The organism is Caulobacter sp. CCG-8, assembly GCF_037402475.1.
GTDB lineage: Bacteria > Pseudomonadota > Alphaproteobacteria > Caulobacterales > Caulobacteraceae > Caulobacter.
In genome coordinates this window covers 32,832-51,170 of the sequence record NZ_JBBEUD010000030.1, presented here as the reverse complement: position 1 = coordinate 51,170, position 18,339 = coordinate 32,832, and the positions used below count along the sequence as shown (strand labels likewise).

The following is an 18,339-nucleotide window of genomic DNA, read 5'->3' as shown; positions in this document are numbered from 1 at the left end:
CGGCCCCGGCCCGCATCGCCGCCGAGAACAACCTGGACCTGTCGAAGGTCGCGGGCACCGGCAAGGACGGCCGCGTGACCAAGGGCGACGCCCTGGCCGCCCTGGAAGCCCGCGCCAACGCCCCGGCCCCGGCCGCCGCTCCCGCCGCGCCGCGTCCGATCCACGAGCGCGAAGAGCGCGTGAAGATGACGCGCCTGCGTCAGACGATCGCCCGCCGCCTGAAGGAGGCCCAGAACACGGCCGCCATGCTGACGACCTTCAACGAGGTCGACATGACGGCGGTCATGGCCCTGCGCAATTCCTACAAGGACGTGTTCGAGAAGAAGCACGGCGTGAAGCTGGGCTTCATGTCCTTCTTCACCAAGGCGGTCGTCGCCGCCCTGAAGGCCGTGCCGGACGTCAACGCCGAGATCGACGGCCAGGACATCGTCTACAAGAACCACTACGACATCGGCGTGGCCGTCGGCACCGACAAGGGCCTGGTCGTCCCGGTCGTCCGCGACGCCGACGCGCTGAGCCTGGCCGAGATCGAGAAGGCCATCGGCGCCCTGGGCAAGAAGGCCCGCGACGGCGCCCTGGCCATCGAGGACATGCAGGGCGGCACCTTCACCATCACCAACGGCGGCATCTACGGCTCGCTGATGTCGACCCCGATCCTCAACGCCCCGCAGTCGGGCATCCTGGGCATGCACGCGATCAAGGAGCGGGCCATGGTGGTCGGCGGCAAGATCGAGGTCCGCCCGATGATGTACCTGGCGCTCAGCTACGACCACCGCGTGGTCGACGGCGCCGGCGCGGTGACCTTCCTGGTGAAGGTCAAGGAAGCCCTGGAAGACCCGCAGCGCCTGCTGCTGGAGCTCTAGTCGCTCTTCAGGAACGAACGGAAAGGGGTCGCGAAAGCGGCCCCTTTTTCGTTGTCGCGGGCCAGCGTTGAGACGCGCGTGGATTTCATGTATCTATGGCTTGTAGATACATCGAGGTCGCGATGACCAAGCTCGATATCCAGCCCCCCCGCGCCAAGCTCTTCACCCACGGCGGCAGCCAGGCCGTTCGCCTGCCCAAGGCCTTTCGGTTCGAAGGGACGGAGGTGACCGTCCGTCGCGAGGGCGACGCGGTGATCCTCGAACCGGTCGCCGCCAAGCCGCCTCGCACACAGGCCGATCTCGACGCGATGTGGGCCCGCATCGACGCGCGAGGCGGCGCCGACTTTCCGGACCGTGAACAGCCGCCCGAACAGGAACGGGAGTTCTGGTGAGCCTGGCGTTGGACACCAACGTCTTCGTAGATCTCATTCGAGGACGGAAGGCGATCATCCGCCAGCGCCGGGACAGGGCGATCCTGGCGGGGGAAACCCTGCTGACCTCGCTGATCGTCTATCACGAGCTACGGTTCGGCGTGGCGCTCAGCCGCGATCCGGTCGGCGAGGCCTTGAACGTGGCCGAGGTCCTGGACGGTGTCGTCATCGAGCCGTTGAACGAGGACGATGTGACGGCCGCCGCCACCGTCAGGGCCAAGCTCAGACCGCATGGAAGTCCCGTCGGGCCCTATGACGTGCTGATCGCCGGCCAGGCCCTGGCGCGCGGCTGGACGCTGGTCACCTCCAACGCCCGTGAGTTCTCCCGCGTCGAGGGCCTGGATATCCAGGACTGGAGCCAGCCATGACCGCCGCCCGCGACCGCCTCTTCCTCCTGCGCCCCGACTGGATCGACCAGGACCGGCCCTGGTTCTGCATGGCCTGCGCGGCGGTCGAGGGCTTCCTCGGCTACTATCCGGCGGTGCGCGAGGCGCTGGACGTGGCCTACCTGCCGTATCCGCGGCCGCGCCGTCCGGTGGCCGACCTGCTGGGCGAGGCGAACCAGAACCTGCCGATGCTGATCCTGGCCGAACCGTTCGAGCATCCCGACCTGCGCGAAGGCGACCTGAACGAGGCCGACGGCCTGTGGTTCGCCACCAACGAGGGGCCCATCACCCGCGTCCTGGCGGCGCGATACCGCGTCTCGCCGCCGCATCCCTGAGGTCGAGGCGGCGCAAACGCACAAGACGCCGCTGACCGAGGCTTTTAACGCACCTGTTGGGTTGATCCTTAAGGCAGAGGCGCTAGGAGTACCCCGCCCAGTCACCCTTGGGAAACCGGGGGACAGGCCCCATTTTCTGTCCGGCGCCGAACGCGGCGCGTCTCAAGGCGAAGATCCATGGCTCAATACGACGTCGTCATCATCGGGGGCGGCCCCGGCGGCTACAACGCGGCGACCCGCGCCGGTCAGCTGGGTCTGAAGACCGCCATCGTCGAAGGACGCGGCAAGCTTGGCGGCACCTGCCTGAACGTCGGCTGCATGCCGTCCAAGGCCCTGCTGCACGCCTCGGAGCTGTACGAAGCCGCCGTCGGCAGCGAGTTCGCCAAGCTGGGCATCGAGGTGAAGCCCAAGCTGAACCTGCCGCAGATGATGGCCCAGAAGGCCGAGAGCGTCGAAGCCCTGACCAAGGGCGTCGAGTTCATCATGAAGAAGAACAAGGTCGAGTACATCAAGGGCTGGGGCCGTATCGACGGGCCCGGCAAGGTGGTGGTGAAGGCCGAGGACGGTTCGGAAACCGTGCTCGAGACCAAGAACATCGTCATCGCCACGGGCTCGGAGCCCACCCCGCTGCCGGGCGTGACCATCGACAACAAGCGCATCGTCGACTCGACCGGCGCCCTGTCGCTGCCGGAAGTCCCCAAGAGCCTGATCGTGATCGGCGCCGGCGTCATCGGCCTGGAGCTGGGCTCGGTCTGGAAGCGCCTGGGCGCGGAAGTGACCGTGGTCGAGTTCCTGGACCGCATCCTGCCGGGCACCGACACCGAAGTGGCCAACGCCTTCCAGAAGATCCTCACCAAGCAGGGCTTCAAGTTCAAGCTGGCCTCCAAGGTCACCGGCGCGGCCGCGACCGACAAGCAGGTCAAGCTGACCGTCGAGCCCGTGGCCGGCGGCGAGGCCGAGACCCTGCAGGCCGACTACGTGCTGGTGGCCATCGGCCGCCGTCCCTACACCCAGGGCCTGGGCCTGGAGACGGTCGGCATCGAGACCGACAAGCGCGGCATGATCGCCAACGACCACTACAAGACCACCGCCCCGGGCGTCTGGGTGATCGGCGACGTCACCTCGGGTCCGATGCTGGCCCACAAGGCCGAGGACGAGGCCGTGGCCTGCATCGAGCTGATCGCGGGCAAGGCCGGCCACGTGAACTACGACATCATCCCGGGCGTCATCTACACCTCGCCGGAAGTCGCCACGGTCGGCAAGACCGAGGAGGACCTCAAGGCCGCGGGCGTCGCCTACAAGGTCGGCAAGTTCCCGTTCCTGGCCAACAGCCGCGCCAAGATCAACCACGAGACCGACGGCTTCGTGAAGGTGCTGGCCGACGCCAAGACCGACCGCATCCTGGGCTGCCACGCCGTGGGTCCCAATGTCGGCGACATGATCGCCGAGATCTGCGTGGCCATGGAGTTCGGCGGCTCGTCGGAAGACGTGGCCCGCACCTGCCACCCGCACCCCACCCGCGCCGAGGCCTTCCGCCAGGCGGCGATGGGCGTCGAAGGCTGGACGATGCAGGCCTAGCGCCCTGTCGCAAACTTAACGAGCGTTCGCGCTCGACTGGACGTAGAGTGGCGGGGTTTCGAGAGGAGCCCCGCCATGCTTTTGTCCGCCCTGCTGCTGGCTTCGGCCGTCCACGTCGCGCCGCCCGTGACGGGCGACAAGATCGTCTCCGACCTGCCGGCCAGCTATTACGCCTCGATGCAGGAGGCCCTCGACGCCGCCAAGGCGCGGGCGGCCTGCCGGAACAAGGGTCTCGAGTTCGCGGTCGACGCGGCGCCCCCGCCCCGGACCATGGTCCGGAAACTCGGCGACCTGCCGCCGGCCAACCACACCCTGACCGTCCTGCGCAGCGTCGACGGCTGCCCGGCGTCCTCGACCGTCCGTTTCAACGTGGACCTGCCGGCCGGGCGCTAGGTCCGGCCCGATCGGCACGAAAAAGCCCCGCCGGGGGCAAATCCGGCGGGGCTGGTACGCTAAGCTACGAGGGGAGGAGACGCCCTCCTACGCACGCGAGGGCGGTACGCTTACTGAACCTTAGAATTCTTCCCAGTCGTCGCTGCTCGGCTGCGCCGAACCCGCGAAGGCGGCCAGCTTGGCCTGGGCGGCCTTGACCGGGTTGGCGCCGGGACGGCTGGCCGACGTGGCCGGGGCGACAGCGGGGCGCGGGGCCGGACGCGACACCTGGGTCGGCGCCGGAGCGGCGCGACGAGTGGTGGAGCCCACGGCGGCGCTGGCGCCGCCCACCTGGAACCGGCCGATCATCTGCATCAGGCCGTTGGCCTCGCCCTTCAGGGCGTGGCTGGCGGCGGTCGATTCCTCGACCATGGCGGCGTTCTGCTGGACGGTCTGGTCCATCTGGTTGACGGCGGCGTTGACCTGGTTGAGGCCGGTGGCCTGCTCCTGGCCCGAGGCGGCGATCTCGCTGACCAGGCCGTCGATCTCGCTGACCTTGCCGACGATGGCCTGCAGGGCGTCGCCCGTCTGGCCGACCATCGACACGCCCTGGCTGACCTGCTGCGAGGAGGTCGAGATCAGGGTCTTGATCTCCTTGGCGGCGTCGGCCGAGCGCTGGGCCAGGGCCCGCACTTCCTGGGCGACGACGGCGAAGCCGCGGCCGGCGTCGCCGGCGCGAGCCGCCTCGACGCCCGCGTTCAGGGCCAGCAGGTTGGTCTGGAAGGCGATCTCGTCGATCACGCCGATGATCTGGCTGATCTCCTGCGACGACTTCTCGATCTCGTTCATGGCGTCGACGGCGCCGCGCACCACCACGGCCGAGCGTTCGGCGTCCGAACGGGTCGAGGTGACGACGCGCGAGGCTTCGACGGCGCCGGCCGACGAGCGCTTCACCGTGGCGGTGATCTCGTCCAGGGCGGCGGCGGTCTCTTCCAGGCTGGCGGCCTGCTGCTCGCTGCGGCGCGACAGGTCGTCGGCGGCCGAGGCGATCTCGTCCGAGCCGGCGCCGATGCCGTTGGCGGCGTGGACGATGGTGCGCATCGCCTCTTCCATCTGGGCGATGGCGCCGTTGAAGTCGTTCTGCAGGCGCTGGTAGGCCGGCGGGAACTGGGCGTCGACGCGATAGGTCAGGTCGCCGTCGGCCAGGCGGGTCAGGCCCGTGGCGATGTTCTCCATGACGAAGGCCTGCTCGCGGGCGGCGGCCTCGGCGGCCTCCTGGTTGCGGCGGCGCTCGGCCTCGGTCTCGGCGCTGGCGCGCTGCTGGGCGGCCTCGGCGGTGCGCAGGGCCAGGGCGTTGTCCTTGAACACCTGGACCGAGCGGGCCATGCCGCCGACCTCGTCCTTGCGCTGGGCGCCGACGACCTCGACGTCCACCGAACCCTGGGCCAGGACTTCCATGGTCTTGGACAGGCCCGACAGCGGGGCCGAGATCTTCGAGCGGCCGATCCACAGGGCGAAGACCAGGGCGGCGGCCGAGGCGACCAGGCCGAAGACGATCGACATCAGGGTGCCGGTCTGGGCGGCCTTGTCGGCCTTGGCCACCATGGCCCGGGTCTCGTCGCTGTGGGTGTTGGTGTAGTGCGAGACGTCCTTGCTCAGGCTGGCGATGTCCGGGTCGATCACGCCCATGACCATCTTGGCCGCGTCGTTGGCGTTCTGCAGGCCCAGGTCCGCGCCCTGGCGGGCGCTGGAATAGACGCGGTCCAGACGGGTCTGGTAGTCGGCGACGCGCTTGGCCTCGTCGGCGTCGGCGGCCTTGATCTTGCCCAGCGAGACCTTGGCTTCCTTGTAGGCGGAGTCGATCTCGTCGCTGGCGGCCTTGGCCTCGGGCGAGGCGGCGTCGTTGGCGATGGTGCGATAGGCGGCGTAGCCGATCGTCGCCACGCGGCGATTGAAGCGCGAAGCCTCCAGCTCGGCCGGGGCGCGCTGTTCGACGAGCACCTTGGTGGCGGCTTCCGACACCTTGGCCTGCCAGGCGGCCACGCCGGTGATCGACAGGGCGACCACGGTCAGGATGACGGCCGGCAGGGCCACCTTGGTGGAAATCTTCAGATCGTCGAACTTCATCGCAAACCTCATGTCCGGGTGTCCCCGTCGAGAAAGGGCGGGGGGCCGGTCTTGAGGCCAAGAGCCGCGAACGCCGTAAAAACGCGGTTAACTGCCAGGCTTGGGCCGGTGTTGAGCGACGGAATGTCACAGGTCGGAGCAAATCGGCCGGCCTGAATCTGCCTCCATAGATCGTCGCGACATCGATCTTTCAACCTAATCGTGTATAGCTGAGCCGCACCGAAAAACGCGCGCGCCGCACGATCCTGGGGAGATGCACATGAGCGAGTCGAGCCGGCCCAACATCCTGCTGATCACCTGCGACCAGTACCGCTTCCCGCGGTTCTCCTACGGGCCCGAGGCGGGCTTCGCCGAGCCGCTGAAGCGAATCCTCGGCTTCCAGCGCGAGGACGACCGCCACAATCCGTACGCCAAGTACTTCCCCGGCCTGCTGGCCCTGCGCCAGAACGCGGCCCTGCTGCGCAACCACACCATCGCCGCCAGCGCCTGCACGCCCAGCCGCGCGACGATCTACACCGGCCAGTACGGGACCAAGACCGGCGTCACCCAGACCGACGGCCTGTTCAAGAGCGGCGACTCCTACAACTTCCCCTGGCTGGCGGCCGACGGCATCCCCACCCTGGGGACCTGGATGCGAGCGGCAGGCTACTCGACCCACTATTTCGGCAAGTGGCACGTCAGCAATCCGCCCGAGCACTCGCTGGACCGCTACGGCTTCGACGACTGGGAGGAGTCGTATCCCGAGCCCCACGGGGCGGCGATCAACAATCTGGGCGTCTATCGCGACGCGGGCTTCACCGACCAGGCCTGCGCCTTCATCCGCCGCAAGGCCCTGGCCCTGAACTACAACCGCGTCCAGGCCGTCGAGCAGGCCCAGGACCCCTACGCCAACGGTCCCGACCCGGCGGACATCCCGCCCTGGTTCGCGGTGGCCTCGTTCACCAACCCGCACGACATCGCCACCTATCCGGCGGTGATCGCCCAGGCCCTTCCGACCCCGGACAATTCGGGGACCCAGTCGATCTTCGGCCCGCTGACGATCCCGCTGGAGGGCCAGAAGACCCCGCCGCCGACCGCCGGCACGCTGCAGATCGCCCTGAACCCGCTGGACTTCCCCCAGGACTGCGCCCTGGCCTCGCCCACCCAGAACGAGTCCCTGGCCGACAAGCCCGGCTGCCAGCGCGACTACGCCTACAAGGTGGGCCTGGCCCTGAACGCCAAGACCGGGTTCAACATCATCAACGGCGTGCAGTCGCAGCTGCATGACACCTTCCCCAACGCGCCCACCCTGCCGGGCCAGGACGAGCGGTCGTTCGAGAACGCCGTGAAGGCCTCGCTGAAGGGCACGATCCCGTTCCAACTGAGCGCCGATCCGGACGGCTACGCCGTGCAGTTCCTGCAGCTGTACGCCTGGCTGCACACGGTGGTCGACACCCACATCGCCGCCGTCCTGAAGACGCTGGAGGAAACCGGCCAGGCAGGGAACACCATCGTCATCTTCCTGGCCGACCACGGCGAGTACGGCGCGGCGCACGGCATGATGATCGAGAAGTGGCACACGGCCTATCAGGAGGCCCTGCACGTGCCGGTGATCGTGCGGTTCCCGCCCTCGACCGGGATCGTCGAAGACGAGCCGGGGACGGGGGAGGGGCCGTTGGGCTACACGCCGCGCCAGATCGACGCCCTGACCAGCCACATCGACATCCTGCCCACCGTGCTGGGCCTGGCGGGGGTGACGGCGCAGCAGCGCGAGACGATCGCCAAGGCCCTGGGCCGCCAACGCCCCGTGCCGCCCCTGCCGGGCGTGGACCTGTCGGGCCTGCTGAAGGGCGACACCGACACGGTGGTCGAGCCGGACGGGCGCGAGCGCCAGGGCGTGCTGTTCATCACCGACGACGAGATCACCGCGCCCCTGGCCTCGAACGACGACCCGGCCAATCTCAAGTGCGACAAGGAGTTCGAGGTCTACAAGGCCGTGGTCGCCGCCGTGAACGCCCAGAACCCGTCGCTGGACCTGGCCCCGGGCCCGGTGCGGCAGCCCAACCACGTGCGCTGCGTGCGGACCAAGGCCTACAAGCTGAACCGCTATTTCGACCCGTCCGGCCAGGCGCCCCAGGAGTGGGAGATGTACGACCTGACGCGGGATCCGAACGAGGCGGTGAACCTGGTGGAGGTCGGGCGCTCGCCGCCCACCGCCCGCGCCGACCTGCCGTCGCCGTTCGTACGGGCGGCGGTGCAGACCGAGGCGGACCGGCTGGCGGCGCTGCTGGCGCAACTGGAGGCGCGGGATCTGTAGCGGTCCGCCTCCTTAACCGTTGTCATCCCGGAAAGCGCGCAGCGCTTGTCCGGGACCCAGGTGAACCGCACCGCGCCAGCCCAGTCCCCTGGGTCCCGGACAGCCTCTGCGAGGCTTCCGGGATGACAACGAAAATGGATTGTGGTTCTGCCGCTAGGCCCGCGGATGCGCCTTGCCGTACGCGGCCAGCAGCCCCGCCGCGTCGACCTGGGTGTACCGCTGCGTCGTTGACAGCGAGGCGTGGCCCAGCAGGTCCTGGATCGAGCGCAGGTCGGCGCCGGCGCCCAGCAGGTGGGTGGCGAACGAATGGCGCAGGGCGTGGGGCGTGGCGCGGTCGCTCAGGCCCAGGCGGCCGCGGAGGTTCTGCATGGTCGCCTGGACGTGGCGCGGCGACAGCGGCCCGCCGCGCTTGGCCCGGAACAGCGGATCGTCGGGCCCCAGGGCGAAGGGCAGGGCGGCCAGATAGGCGTCGACCCGTTGGCGGACGACGTCCAGCACCGGCACGATCCGGGTCTTGCCGCCCTTGCCGGTGATGCGCAGGCTGTCGGCCAGGGGCGCGTCGCGACGGGTCAGGGACAGGCCCTCGGAGATCCGCAGGCCGCAGCCCCACAGCAGGGTCAGCACGGCCTCGTCGCGGGTCACCTCCCAGTCCTCGCGGTCGGGGTCGAGGGAGAGCTCGGCGATCAGGCCGTGGGCCTGGTCCTCGGAGACCGGACGCGGAGCGCCGACCTTGATGCGCGGGCCGCGCACCAGGCCGACGGCGGCGTTGGGCGTGTCGAGGCGATGATCGAGGAAGCGGTGGAAGGCGCGGATCGACGACAGGCTCTGCGACAGCGAGCGGGGTGACAGCCCGTCCCTGTCTTGAGAAGAGGGGCCGCGCTCGCCGGGGTCGCGGCGGAAGGCCAGGTAGGCGCGCAGCTCGGCGGCGGCGATGGTCCCCATGTCGGCGACCGACAGGGCCTCGCCGCGATGGCGCTCCAGGAAGTTCAGATAGGCCAGGACGTTGTCGCCATAGGCCCGCACGGTGCGCGGCGAGGCGCGCTTCTCGTGGGCCAGATGGTCCAGCCAGGCGGTCAGGGCGGTGCGGGCGGTTGAGGTGTGGGCGCTCATCCTTGCCGCCCCCCGACCGTCATCCTCGGACTTGTTCCGAGGACCCCTGCTTCAGCGGAGTTGTCGTCGCAGGGCGCGCGCGGCGTCGGCGGCGTCTCGTTCGGAAACGGCAACATGGCGGACATAGGGGTCCTCGGAACAAGTCCGAGGATGACGGGTCTCACAGGATCGGCCAGCGCTCGGCCGTGCGCTCGACGACGCGGGCCAGGAAGGCGACCAGCTCCGAGCCCATGTCGGCCGTGAAGCCCTCGGGGTCGGACGAGCCGAAGGCCAGCAGGCCCTGGCGCGAGGGCTCCCACAGGGCCATGCGGACGATGGCCATGCTCTTGATCTGTTCGATGCGGTCGCCGAACAGGCCCAGGGCCGGGGCGTGGAAGCCCATGCGGGCCACGCCGTGGTCGCCCATGGTCATGTCGATCTGGCCGGCGATCAGGCCGTGCCAGCCGGCGGGCACGCGGCCGGGGCCTTCCAGCACCACGACGCCGGCGGTCAGGCCGAAGCGCAAGGTCGCCATGTCGTCGACCCGGCGGGCCAGGTCGGAATGGTTGCGGGCGTCCAGCAGGTCGATGACCGCGGCATGGGTCTGGGCCTGGGCCGAGAAGTTGGCGCGGGCGGTGGCCTCGATCTGGCGGCGGAACGTGGCCTCGCGCTCGTGGGCGGCCGAGACCCGGGCCAGGGCGGCGGGGCCGAAGTCGACGATATTGCTGGCGTCCGGACGCAGGCCCAGGTCGCTGAGCAGGTCGGGATCGCCGTGCAGGAAATCGGGCTCGGCGCGCAGGAAGTCGCGGATCAGCGCCGGGTCGACCGCCGGGAACAGCTTGGCTTGCGTCGCGTCGCTCATGGGGTCGGCCCTACTCCGTTCACACTTCGTCCCCATATCGTTCACAACAGGAGACAGGGTCGATGAAGCCCCAAGTCGGTTAACAGCGGCTTGATGGGACGGCGACGGGTCCTCTCGACCTGGGGACGTTTCCAAGGCAGAACCCAAGCTTCCCCGATGTCTGGTCCCATGCCCCGCATAGCCTCCGTCCTGTTGCCCATGCCGCTGCCCGAGGCGTTCGACTACGCCGAGCCGGAAGGCCTGGGGCTGGAGGTCGGCGACCACGTGACGGTGCCCCTGGGGCCGCGCGTGATTCGCGGCGTGGTCACCGCCCTGCGCGACGGGACCGGCGGCAACCGGCCGCTGAAACCCGTCCTGGAACGGGTGGACGACCCGCCCCTGCCGCCCGGCGTGCTCAGCTTCATCGAGTGGGCGGCGCGCTATTCGGTCGACATCCCCGGCTGGCCCCTGGCCATGGCCCTGCGCGGCCTGCGCCATCCGCCGGCCAAGCCCGACAAGGCCCTGGCCCTGACCGGGACCCAGCCGGCCCGCATGACCCCCGCACGGCTGAAGGTGCTGGCCGCCGCCGAGCAGGGTCCGATGGCCTCGGGCGCCCTGGCGACCGCCGCCGGCGTCTCGGCGGGCGTCGTGAAGGGGCTGGTCGACGAAGGGGCGCTGGCCGTCACCTGGCTCGAGCCCGACACCAGCTTCCCCCAGCCCGACCTGTCGCGCCCGCCCCAGACCCTCAATCCCAGCCAGCAGGCCTCGGCCGACGTCCTGGCCGAGATGCTGGCGGCCGGCGGCTTCCAGGCGGCCCTGCTGGACGGGGTGACCGGCTCGGGCAAGACCGAGGTCTATCTGGAGGCCGTGGCCGCCGCCCTGGCCGCCGATCCCGAAAGCCAGGTGCTGATCCTGCTGCCCGAGATCGCCCTGACCCAGGCGGTGCTGGCCCGCTTCGAGGCGCGGTTCGGCGCCGCCCCCGTCGAGTGGCACTCGGCCGTCTCACCGCCCAGGCGCCGCCGGGCCTGGGAGGGCGTCGCCACCGGCAAGGCGCGGATCGTGGTCGGCGCCCGCTCGGCCCTGTTCCTGCCGTTCCGCAAGCTGCGGCTGGTGGTGGTGGACGAGGAGCACGACGGCAGCTTCAAGCAGGAGGAGGGCTTCATCTACCAGGCCCGCGACCTGGCCGTGGCCCGCGCCAAGATCGAGGGGGCGCTGGTGGTGCTGGCCTCGGCCACGCCGTCGCTGGAAAGCCTGTGGAACGCCCAGCAGGGCCGCTATCGCTGGCTGCGCCTGTCGGCCCGCCACGGCGCGGCCCAACTGCCCGACATCGGCCTGATCGACATGCGCGAGACCCCGCCGGAACCGGGCCGCTGGCTGTCGCCGCCGCTGGTCAAGGCGGTGTCGGTGGCCCTGTCGCGAGGGGAACAAAGTCTACTGTTCCTGAACCGTCGGGGCTATGCGCCCCTGGTGCTGTGCAGGGCCTGCGGCGAGAAGATGAAGTCGCCCGACACCGACAGCTGGCTGGTCGAGCACCGCTATACCGGCCGCCTGGTCTGCCACCTGACGGGCTTCTCGATGAAGAAGCCCGAGGCCTGCCCGCACTGCGGGGCCAAGGACAGCCTGACCTCGATCGGCCCCGGCGTGGAGCGGGTCGAGGAGGAGGCGCGCCACCTGTTCCCCGACGCGCGGATCGCGGTGTTCTCGTCCGACACGGTGTTCGACGCGGCCGGGGCGCGGACCCTGGTCGACAGCATGGCGGCGGGCGAGATCGACATCCTGGTGGCCACCCAGGCGGCGGCCAAGGGCCACAACTTCCCCAACCTGACCCTGGTGGGCGTGGTGGACGCCGACCTTTCCTTACGCGGCGGCGACCTGCGGGCCGGGGAGCGGACGTTCCAGCTGCTGGCCCAGGCGGCGGGCCGGGCAGGAAGGCACGAGAAGCCGGGCCGGGCGCTGCTCCAGACCTATTCGCCCGAGCACGGCGTGCTCCAGGCCCTGAAGGCCCAGGACCGCGACGCCTTCGTCGAGGCTGAGATGATGATGCGCCAGGAGGCTGGCCTGCCGCCGTTCGGCCGCTTGGCGGCGGTGATCGCCACCGGCCCCGATCCCGTGGCCCTGGAGGACTACTGCAACGCCCTGGCGGCCGCGACGCCCAACGCCGAGGGCGTCGAGGTCTTCGGCCCCGCCGACGCGCCGCTGGCCCTGGTGCGCGGGCGGCGGCGCAAGCGCTTCCTGGTGCGGGCCGAGCGATCGGTCGACCTGCAGGGCTTCCTGGCCGCCTGGCGCGCGCGGGCCAAGGTCCCGAACTCGGTGCGCGTGGTGTTCGACGTGGACCCGTACAGTTTCTTGTAGGGCCGCGCCCGGAACAGGGGACACACACTCACGGCCAAACGCGATGCGAACCTGGCGCGGCCTTGGGGTGAGTGTGTGTCCCCACCTTCGGTCGCGTCCTAAACCGGTTCCTTCTCCAGCACCGGCTCCGGCCCAGGCTGCCTACCCCGCAGGGGCAGCTCCGGGATCAGGAAGATCACCACCAGGCCCAGGGCGATCACGATCAGCCCGGCGGCGAACACGCCGGTGATGGCGTGGGTCAGGGCCTGGGCCAGGGCGGGGTCGGCGTGGCGGGCCGCGCCCCCAGCGCCATTGGGGGCCGTGGCCTTCAGGGTCATGCCCTGCAGCTGGCCCAGGTCCAGCCCCTGGCCCTCGCTGGCCAGGCGGTGGGTCAAGAGGGCGCCGAACACCGCCACCCCGATCGTCGAGCCGATCTGGCGGAAGAACTGGTTGGAGCTGGTGGCCACGCCGATGTCGCGCACCTCGACGGCGTTCTGGGTGGCCAGGTTGAACATGCTCTGGCCGGGGCCCAGGCCCAGGCCGACGATGGCCATCCGCCAGCACAGGTCCATCAGGGTGGTGTGGGCGGTCACCCGGGTCAGCAGGCCGATGCCGACCAGCAGCAGCACCGCCCCGGCGATCATCAGCGGCTTGTAGCGGCCGGTCTTGCTGGCGATCTGGCCGGCGGCGGTGGAGGCCACGATCAGCCCGCCCATCAGCGGCAGGATGGCCAGGCCCGAGGTGGTGGCGTCCACGCCGAGCCCCAGCTGCATGTAGAGCGGCAGGAAGGTCACCACGCCCAGGAAGGCCACCGAGATCAGGAAGCCGGCCAGGTTGGAGGTGGCGAACACCCGGTTGCGGAACAGGCGCAGCGGCACCAGCGGGTTGCTGACCTTGGTCTCGATGAACAGGAACGCGCCCAGGGCCACGGCGGCGAAGGCGAACAGGCCCAGGCTCTGGGGCGAGCTCCAGGCGAAGTCGTGGCCGCCCAGGCTCAGCGCCAGCAGCAGCGGCACGAAGGCGGCGACCAGCAGGATCGCGCCCGCCACGTCGACCGCGCCGGAGCTGCGGTGATGCAGCGGCGGCATCTTCACCAGGATCATGAACAGGGACAGCAGGCTGAGCGGCAGGTTGACGTAGAACACCCAGCGCCAGCCGGCGATCACGTGCGAGCCCAGATGCACCGTGCCGTGGTCGGTGAAATAGCCGCCGATCAGCGGGCCCAGCACGCTGGCCAGGCCGAACACCGAGCCGAAGATGCCGGCGAACTTGCCCCGCTCGCGCGGCGGATAGAGGTCGGCGATGATCGCGAAGGCGGTGGTGAACAGCGCCCCGCCGCCGATCCCCTGCAGGGCGCGGAAGACGATCAGCTGGACCATGCCGCTCATGCCCAGCACGTTGCCGAACTCGCCCGACAGGCCCGACAGCCACGAGCCGGCCAGGAAGATGGCGATGCCCGACAGCAGCACCGGCTTGCGCCCGTAGATGTCGCCCAGCTTGCCCCAGATCGGCACCATGACCGTCGAGCTCAGCAGGTAGGCGGTGGTCACCCAGGCGTAGAGGGTCAGGCCGTTCAGCTCGGCGATGATCCGCGGCATGGCCGTGGAGACCACGGTCTGGTCCAAGGCGCTGAGCAGGAACACGATCATCAGCCCGGCCAGGGTGGTCCGGCGCTCGGTGTCGGTGAAGGTCTGGGCGGTCGTCATCGCATCCCCCTGCGGTGTCGCGCCGCTACATGCGGTCGCGTGGGGCGGTCCGCAAGTCGGAACGTGGGGGAAAGAAGGGGGCTCCCGCGAGAGCCCCCTCAGTCGCTACGCGACAGCTCCCCCCGAGGGGGAGCATCTGCTCGAACTGGATCCTCCCCCTCCGGGGGGAGGTGGCCCGGAGGGCCGGAGGGGGTTACTTCCCCCGTCCCCGCCGCCGCGACAGCATGTTCAGCCCCTCGACCCCGGCCGAGAAGGCCATGGCGGCGTAGATGTAGCCCTTGGGCACATGCACCCCGAAGCCCTCGGCGATCAGCACCGCCCCGATCATCAGCAGGAAGCCCAGGGCCAGCATGACGACGGTGGGGTTGTCGTTGATGAAGTTGGCCAGCGGGTCGGCGGCCAGCAGCATCACGGTCACGGCCACGATCACGGCGATGATCATCACCGGCAGGTGGTCGGTCATGCCCACCGCGGTCAGGATCGAGTCGATCGAGAACACCAGGTCCAGCAGGATGATCTGGAAGATCGCCCCGCCGATGTTGGAGATCGCCGCCGTCTTCACGTCGGGCGCGGCCTCCCCGGCGTCCGGATCGACGTTGTGGTGGATTTCCTTGGTGGCCTTCCAGATCAGGAACAGGCCGCCGGCGATCAGGATCAGGTCGCGCCACGAGAAGGCCGTCTCGAAACTCGGTTCCCCGTGGGAGAGCGGCCCGGTCAGGCCTAGGTCGAACACCGGGGCGGTCAGGCCCACGATGAAGGCGATGGTCGAGAGCAGGACCAGCCGCATGATCAGGGCCAGGGAGATGCCGATCCGACGCACCCTCTGTCGATGTTCGGGCGGCAGCTTGTTGGAGAGGATGGAGATGAACACCAGGTTGTCGATGCCAAGCACGACTTCCATGACGATCAGCGTGACCAGGGCGGCCCAGACGGCTGGGTCCGCGGCGAGGTGAAGGAGTTCGTTCATCGTACCGATCTAGGTTCCGGTTCGGAAAACGCGCCATCGCCTCCCCCTCAAGAGGCGCCGTTCATGCAAGGAACGCGACGGAAGCCCCCAGGCTTCGCCGAACCGAGAATCGAGATGATGCCCGACGCCGCCAATATCAAGCCCCTGACGGCCCTTCGGTTCTTCGCCGCCTTCTGGGTGGTGATGTACCACTATTGGCCGAACCTCTCGGCGGCGGTCCCGCCGGCGGTGATCGGCAAGGGCTATCTGGGCGTCGAGGCCTTCTTCACCCTGTCGGGCTTCATCCTCTGCCACGTCTATCTTCAGGGCGTGGGGAGGGGGACCTTCCGCTACGGCGACTTCCTGTGGAACCGGCTGGCGCGGGTCTATCCGCTGCACCTAGCCACCCTGGCGGGCGTGGGTCTGATGGCCTTCGCCGCCGGCCTGGCCGGGATCGCCGTCGACCCGAACATGCTGGCCTGGAACGCCCTGCCGGCCAACCTGCTGCTGGTCCAGGCCTGGGGCTTCGCGCCGGTGTCGGGCTGGAACCATCCGTCGTGGTCGATCTCGGCCGAGTGGTTCGCCTATCTCTGCTTCCCGGCCTTCGCCTGGGCCGCCTGGCGGCTGCGCGACCGGCCGCGCCTGGCGGTCGGCCTGGCCCTGGCCCTGATCGCCGGCCTCTATCCGCTGTTCCAGACCCTGGCGGGCTTCCCGCTGACCGAGGCGACCATCCGCTGGGGCTTCCTGCGCATCGTGCCGTGCTTCGCCTACGGCTGCGCCCTGCACGCCCTGTGGCGCTCGGGCGCGGTCACCGGCCGATTCTCGGGGATCGGCGCCTGCCTGGCGGGCGCCGCGGCGCTGCTGGCGGTGCACTTCCAGGCGCCCGATCAAGTGATTGTCATGACGCTGGGCGCCCTGATCGTCACCCTGGCCGGCCTGGCCGCCACGGGCTCGTCCTTCGCGACCCAGGCCCCGCTCGTGTACTTGGGTGAGATCAGCTACTCGACCTACATGATCTGCATCCCGTGGAAGATCCTGGCGGTCAACGCCGCGGAGAAGCTTCTCAAGATCGATGGAGATCAGCTGCCGCTCTATGCTTGGCTGTTAATCGTCGCCGCACTGGTGCCGCTGTCGGCGCTGTCGTATCACATCATCGAAAAGCCGATGCGTGAGCGCATGAAAGCTTGGGCGAACGGCTGGCGGGAGCGACGACCTGCCACGGCAAAAGCCGGATAAACGGTCTTTTCATCTTTCCCTGCGAGGGTTATCCCTTAACCCTAGTGACGCGGGGAGTACCCACAGCATGACGAAACGGACGAGAACCCTCCTGGGTTCCCTGGCCGCTGCCGCCATGATCAGCCTCGTGCCGATGTCCGGCGCGGTCGCTGACGGGTATTGGCAGTGCGTTCCGTTCGCGCGTCTGATGTCGGGTATCCAGATCTTCGGCGACGCCCGCACGTGGTGGTCGCAAGCCGTCGGCAAGTACGACACCGGCTTCGTGCCCCGCGCCGGCGCGGTGCTCTGCTTCAAGCCGACCGCCCGCATGAACCTCGGCCACGTCGCCTTCGTCAGCCAGGTGCTGACCGACCGCGTGATCCAGGTGACCCACGCCAACTGGTCGGTGATCGACGGCGGCCGCGGCCAGATCGAAAAGGACGTCACCGTGGTCGACGTGTCGCCGGCCGGCGACTGGAGCCAGGTCAAGGTCTGGTACGATCCGATCCGCGACCTGGGCACCACGGTCTATCCGACCCACGGCTTCATCTACCAGAACAACCAGGCGGTCACGATCGCCGCCGCCACCAGCAAGCTGGCCCTGGCCCAGAACGCCGCCGTCTCGCTGGCCAAGTCCGCCGCCAACCAGGTCGCCGCCTCGGTGCGGGTCTCCTCGCCGCTGGACATGATCAACCAGGCCGCCGACTCGACCGACCGCATCGCCGCCCTGATCGCCCAATCCCAGGGCTCGGGTCCGCCGCAAGACGCCGACAAGCCGCAAGCCACGCGTTGACGTGGTGCGCGCTCTGGGCCATGCCCGGCGCGTGAACAAGGTTCCACATCCATGCTGAGGGTGCTGCGCCACGGCGCGCCGGGCTTCGAACCCGGCGGCTTGACGCCCGACTGGGCGCTGCCCGCCGACGCGGTGTGGATCGAGCTGGTCAGCCCCACCCGCGCCGAGGAAGTGGCCGTCGAGAAGTCGATCGGCCTGTTGCTGCCCACCCGCGAGGAGATGGCCGAGATCGAGGCCTCCTCGCGCCTCTACCAGGAGGACGGCGGCACGTTCATGACCGCCACGGTGCTGGTCAACGCCGACGGCGACCTGCCCACCGCCGCCCCGGTGACCTTCGTCCTGACCGGCGACCGGCTGGTGACCATCCGCTATGTCGAGCCCAAGTCGTTCGCGGTGTTCGCCGCCCAGGCCGAGCGCCAGCCCAGCCTTTGCCCCAGCGGGGCCCAGACGTTCCTGGGCCTGCTGGACGCGGTGATCGACCGCACCGCCGACATCCTCGAGCGCACCTCGTCCGACGTCGAGGCCCAGTCGCGGGCCATCTTCGGCCGCCCGCGCGGCGCGGCGTTCGAGGCGATCCTCAACCGCCTGGGCCGGGCCCAGATCGTCAATTCCAAGGCCCGCGACAGCCTGGTCAGCCTGGCCCGCCTGCTCAGCTTCGCCTCGCTGGCCGCCCAGTTCGAGGGCGACAAGGAGCTGCGCGACCACCTGAAGTCGCTGCAGCGCGACGTCCAGTCGATCACCGACCACGCCGGCTACCTGTCGGGCAACATCACCTTCCTGCTCGACGCGGCCCTGGGCCTGATCAACATCGAGCAGAACGCCATCTTCAAGATCTTCTCGGTGTTCTCGATCGTGTTCCTGCCGCCGACCCTGATCGCCGGCATCTACGGCATGAACTTCACGCACATGCCCGAGCTGGCCTGGCTGCACGGCTATCCGTTCGCCCTGGTGCTGATGGTCATGGCGGCGGCCGGGCCGCTGCTGTGGTTCAAGCGGCGCGGATGGCTTTGAGTTTTCTCGACAAACTGAA

Annotated in this window: 16 protein-coding genes; 11 read left to right on the top strand and 5 right to left on the bottom strand. The window is 69.5% G+C overall.

All coding sequences use genetic code 11. The features are described from left to right. From odhB to WAE60_RS22240, 6 genes are all read left to right on the top strand, one after another. Positions 1 to 863 (top strand): 2-oxoglutarate dehydrogenase complex dihydrolipoyllysine-residue succinyltransferase (gene odhB, locus WAE60_RS22265; protein WP_337688874.1); only part of this gene is annotated, 863 nt, incomplete at its 5' end. 122 nt (positions 864 to 985) lie between these two features. Beyond that, on the top strand, positions 986 to 1,255 hold the full coding sequence (locus tag WAE60_RS22260; RefSeq protein WP_029911091.1) for an AbrB/MazE/SpoVT family DNA-binding domain-containing protein: 270 nt from the start codon (positions 986 to 988) through the stop codon (positions 1,253 to 1,255). Next, positions 1,252 to 1,662 (top strand): type II toxin-antitoxin system VapC family toxin, encoded by a 411-nt coding sequence (locus WAE60_RS22255; RefSeq protein WP_337688872.1) that lies wholly within the window; start codon positions 1,252 to 1,254, stop codon positions 1,660 to 1,662. The genes WAE60_RS22260 and WAE60_RS22255 overlap by 4 nt, the downstream gene beginning before the upstream one ends. Beyond that, complete coding sequence (locus tag WAE60_RS22250; RefSeq protein ID WP_337688870.1) at positions 1,659 to 2,015, top strand: DUF3088 family protein; 357 nt, start codon at positions 1,659 to 1,661, stop codon at positions 2,013 to 2,015. The genes WAE60_RS22255 and WAE60_RS22250 overlap by 4 nt, the downstream gene beginning before the upstream one ends. A 177-nt stretch (positions 2,016 to 2,192) precedes the next feature. Then, positions 2,193 to 3,593 carry a dihydrolipoyl dehydrogenase gene (gene lpdA / locus WAE60_RS22245; protein ID WP_029911100.1) on the top strand — a complete coding sequence of 467 codons (1,401 nt, stop codon included), beginning with the start codon at positions 2,193 to 2,195 and terminating at the stop codon, positions 3,591 to 3,593. Between the two features lie 75 nt (positions 3,594 to 3,668). After that, positions 3,669 to 3,986, top strand: coding sequence for a hypothetical protein (locus WAE60_RS22240; RefSeq protein WP_337688868.1), 318 nt, complete (start codon positions 3,669 to 3,671; stop codon positions 3,984 to 3,986). A gap of 120 nt (positions 3,987 to 4,106) precedes the next feature. Here the strand turns inward: WAE60_RS22240 and WAE60_RS22235 are convergent, their stop codons facing one another. Then, positions 4,107 to 6,092 (bottom strand): methyl-accepting chemotaxis protein, encoded by a 1,986-nt coding sequence (locus tag WAE60_RS22235; protein WP_029911107.1) that lies wholly within the window; start codon positions 6,090 to 6,092, stop codon positions 4,107 to 4,109. 259 nt (positions 6,093 to 6,351) lie between these two features. On the opposite strand from WAE60_RS22235, the gene WAE60_RS22230 reads away from it, so the two are divergent. Further along, a complete protein-coding gene (locus tag WAE60_RS22230) occupies positions 6,352 to 8,388 on the top strand; it encodes a sulfatase-like hydrolase/transferase (RefSeq protein ID WP_337688866.1) in 2,037 nt (678 codons plus the stop codon). A gap of 153 nt (positions 8,389 to 8,541) precedes the next feature. Here WAE60_RS22230 and WAE60_RS22225 read toward each other — a convergent pair whose 3' ends face one another. Beyond that, complete coding sequence (locus tag WAE60_RS22225; protein ID WP_337688864.1) at positions 8,542 to 9,498, bottom strand: tyrosine recombinase XerC; 957 nt, start codon at positions 9,496 to 9,498, stop codon at positions 8,542 to 8,544. Between the two features lie 160 nt (positions 9,499 to 9,658). Beyond that, on the bottom strand, positions 9,659 to 10,339 hold the full coding sequence (locus WAE60_RS22220; RefSeq protein ID WP_029911115.1) for a DUF484 family protein: 681 nt from the start codon (positions 10,337 to 10,339) through the stop codon (positions 9,659 to 9,661). 168 nt (positions 10,340 to 10,507) lie between these two features. Between WAE60_RS22220 and WAE60_RS22215 the strand changes: the two genes are divergently transcribed. Continuing rightward, a complete protein-coding gene (locus WAE60_RS22215) occupies positions 10,508 to 12,670 on the top strand; it encodes a primosomal protein N' (protein ID WP_337688862.1) in 2,163 nt (720 codons plus the stop codon). Between the two features lie 98 nt (positions 12,671 to 12,768). On the opposite strand, the gene WAE60_RS22210 is transcribed toward WAE60_RS22215, so the two are convergent. Both WAE60_RS22210 and WAE60_RS22205 read right to left on the bottom strand, forming a co-directional pair. Next, entirely contained in the window at positions 12,769 to 14,355 is a 1,587-nt protein-coding gene (locus WAE60_RS22210) for an MDR family MFS transporter (protein WP_029911121.1), read from the bottom strand. Positions 14,356 to 14,548: 193 nt separating this feature from the next. Next, positions 14,549 to 15,322, bottom strand: a complete 774-nt coding sequence (locus WAE60_RS22205) for a TerC family protein (RefSeq protein WP_029911124.1) — start codon at positions 15,320 to 15,322, stop codon at positions 14,549 to 14,551. A 117-nt stretch (positions 15,323 to 15,439) separates the two neighbouring features. On the opposite strand from WAE60_RS22205, the gene WAE60_RS22200 reads away from it, so the two are divergent. The 3 genes from WAE60_RS22200 (at position 15,440) to WAE60_RS22190 (ending at position 18,320) form a co-directional block, all read left to right on the top strand. Next, entirely contained in the window at positions 15,440 to 16,537 is a 1,098-nt protein-coding gene (locus WAE60_RS22200) for an acyltransferase (protein WP_029911127.1), read from the top strand. A 67-nt stretch (positions 16,538 to 16,604) separates the two neighbouring features. After that, positions 16,605 to 17,309: a CHAP domain-containing protein gene (locus tag WAE60_RS22195; RefSeq protein ID WP_029911130.1), complete on the top strand. Its 705-nt coding sequence runs from the start codon at positions 16,605 to 16,607 to the stop codon at positions 17,307 to 17,309. Positions 17,310 to 17,360: 51 nt separating this feature from the next. Further along, on the top strand, positions 17,361 to 18,320 hold the full coding sequence (locus WAE60_RS22190; protein WP_029911133.1) for a magnesium transporter CorA family protein: 960 nt from the start codon (positions 17,361 to 17,363) through the stop codon (positions 18,318 to 18,320). Positions 18,321 to 18,339: the final 19 nt, after the last annotated feature.

What these genes read in the sequence shown, in the direction of transcription:
- WAE60_RS22240 (WP_337688868.1), top strand. Translation starts at nt 3,669, where the DNA reads ATGCTTTTGTCCGCCCTGCTGCTGGCTTCGGCCGTCCACGTCGCGCCG.
- WAE60_RS22195 (WP_029911130.1), top strand. Translation starts at nt 16,605, where the DNA reads ATGACGAAACGGACGAGAACCCTCCTGGGTTCCCTGGCCGCTGCCGCC.
- WAE60_RS22205 (WP_029911124.1), bottom strand. Translation starts at nt 15,322, where the DNA reads ATGAACGAACTCCTTCACCTCGCCGCGGACCCAGCCGTCTGGGCCGCC.
- WAE60_RS22190 (WP_029911133.1), top strand. Translation starts at nt 17,361, where the DNA reads ATGCTGAGGGTGCTGCGCCACGGCGCGCCGGGCTTCGAACCCGGCGGC.
- WAE60_RS22210 (WP_029911121.1), bottom strand. Translation starts at nt 14,355, where the DNA reads ATGACGACCGCCCAGACCTTCACCGACACCGAGCGCCGGACCACCCTG.
- WAE60_RS22225 (WP_337688864.1), bottom strand. Translation starts at nt 9,498, where the DNA reads ATGAGCGCCCACACCTCAACCGCCCGCACCGCCCTGACCGCCTGGCTG.
- WAE60_RS22220 (WP_029911115.1), bottom strand. Translation starts at nt 10,339, where the DNA reads ATGAGCGACGCGACGCAAGCCAAGCTGTTCCCGGCGGTCGACCCGGCG.
- WAE60_RS22260 (WP_029911091.1), top strand. Translation starts at nt 986, where the DNA reads ATGACCAAGCTCGATATCCAGCCCCCCCGCGCCAAGCTCTTCACCCAC.
- WAE60_RS22215 (WP_337688862.1), top strand. Translation starts at nt 10,508, where the DNA reads ATGCCCCGCATAGCCTCCGTCCTGTTGCCCATGCCGCTGCCCGAGGCG.
- WAE60_RS22250 (WP_337688870.1), top strand. Translation starts at nt 1,659, where the DNA reads ATGACCGCCGCCCGCGACCGCCTCTTCCTCCTGCGCCCCGACTGGATC.
- WAE60_RS22200 (WP_029911127.1), top strand. Translation starts at nt 15,440, where the DNA reads ATGCCCGACGCCGCCAATATCAAGCCCCTGACGGCCCTTCGGTTCTTC.
- WAE60_RS22235 (WP_029911107.1), bottom strand. Translation starts at nt 6,092, where the DNA reads ATGAAGTTCGACGATCTGAAGATTTCCACCAAGGTGGCCCTGCCGGCC.
- WAE60_RS22230 (WP_337688866.1), top strand. Translation starts at nt 6,352, where the DNA reads ATGAGCGAGTCGAGCCGGCCCAACATCCTGCTGATCACCTGCGACCAG.
- lpdA (WP_029911100.1), top strand. Translation starts at nt 2,193, where the DNA reads ATGGCTCAATACGACGTCGTCATCATCGGGGGCGGCCCCGGCGGCTAC.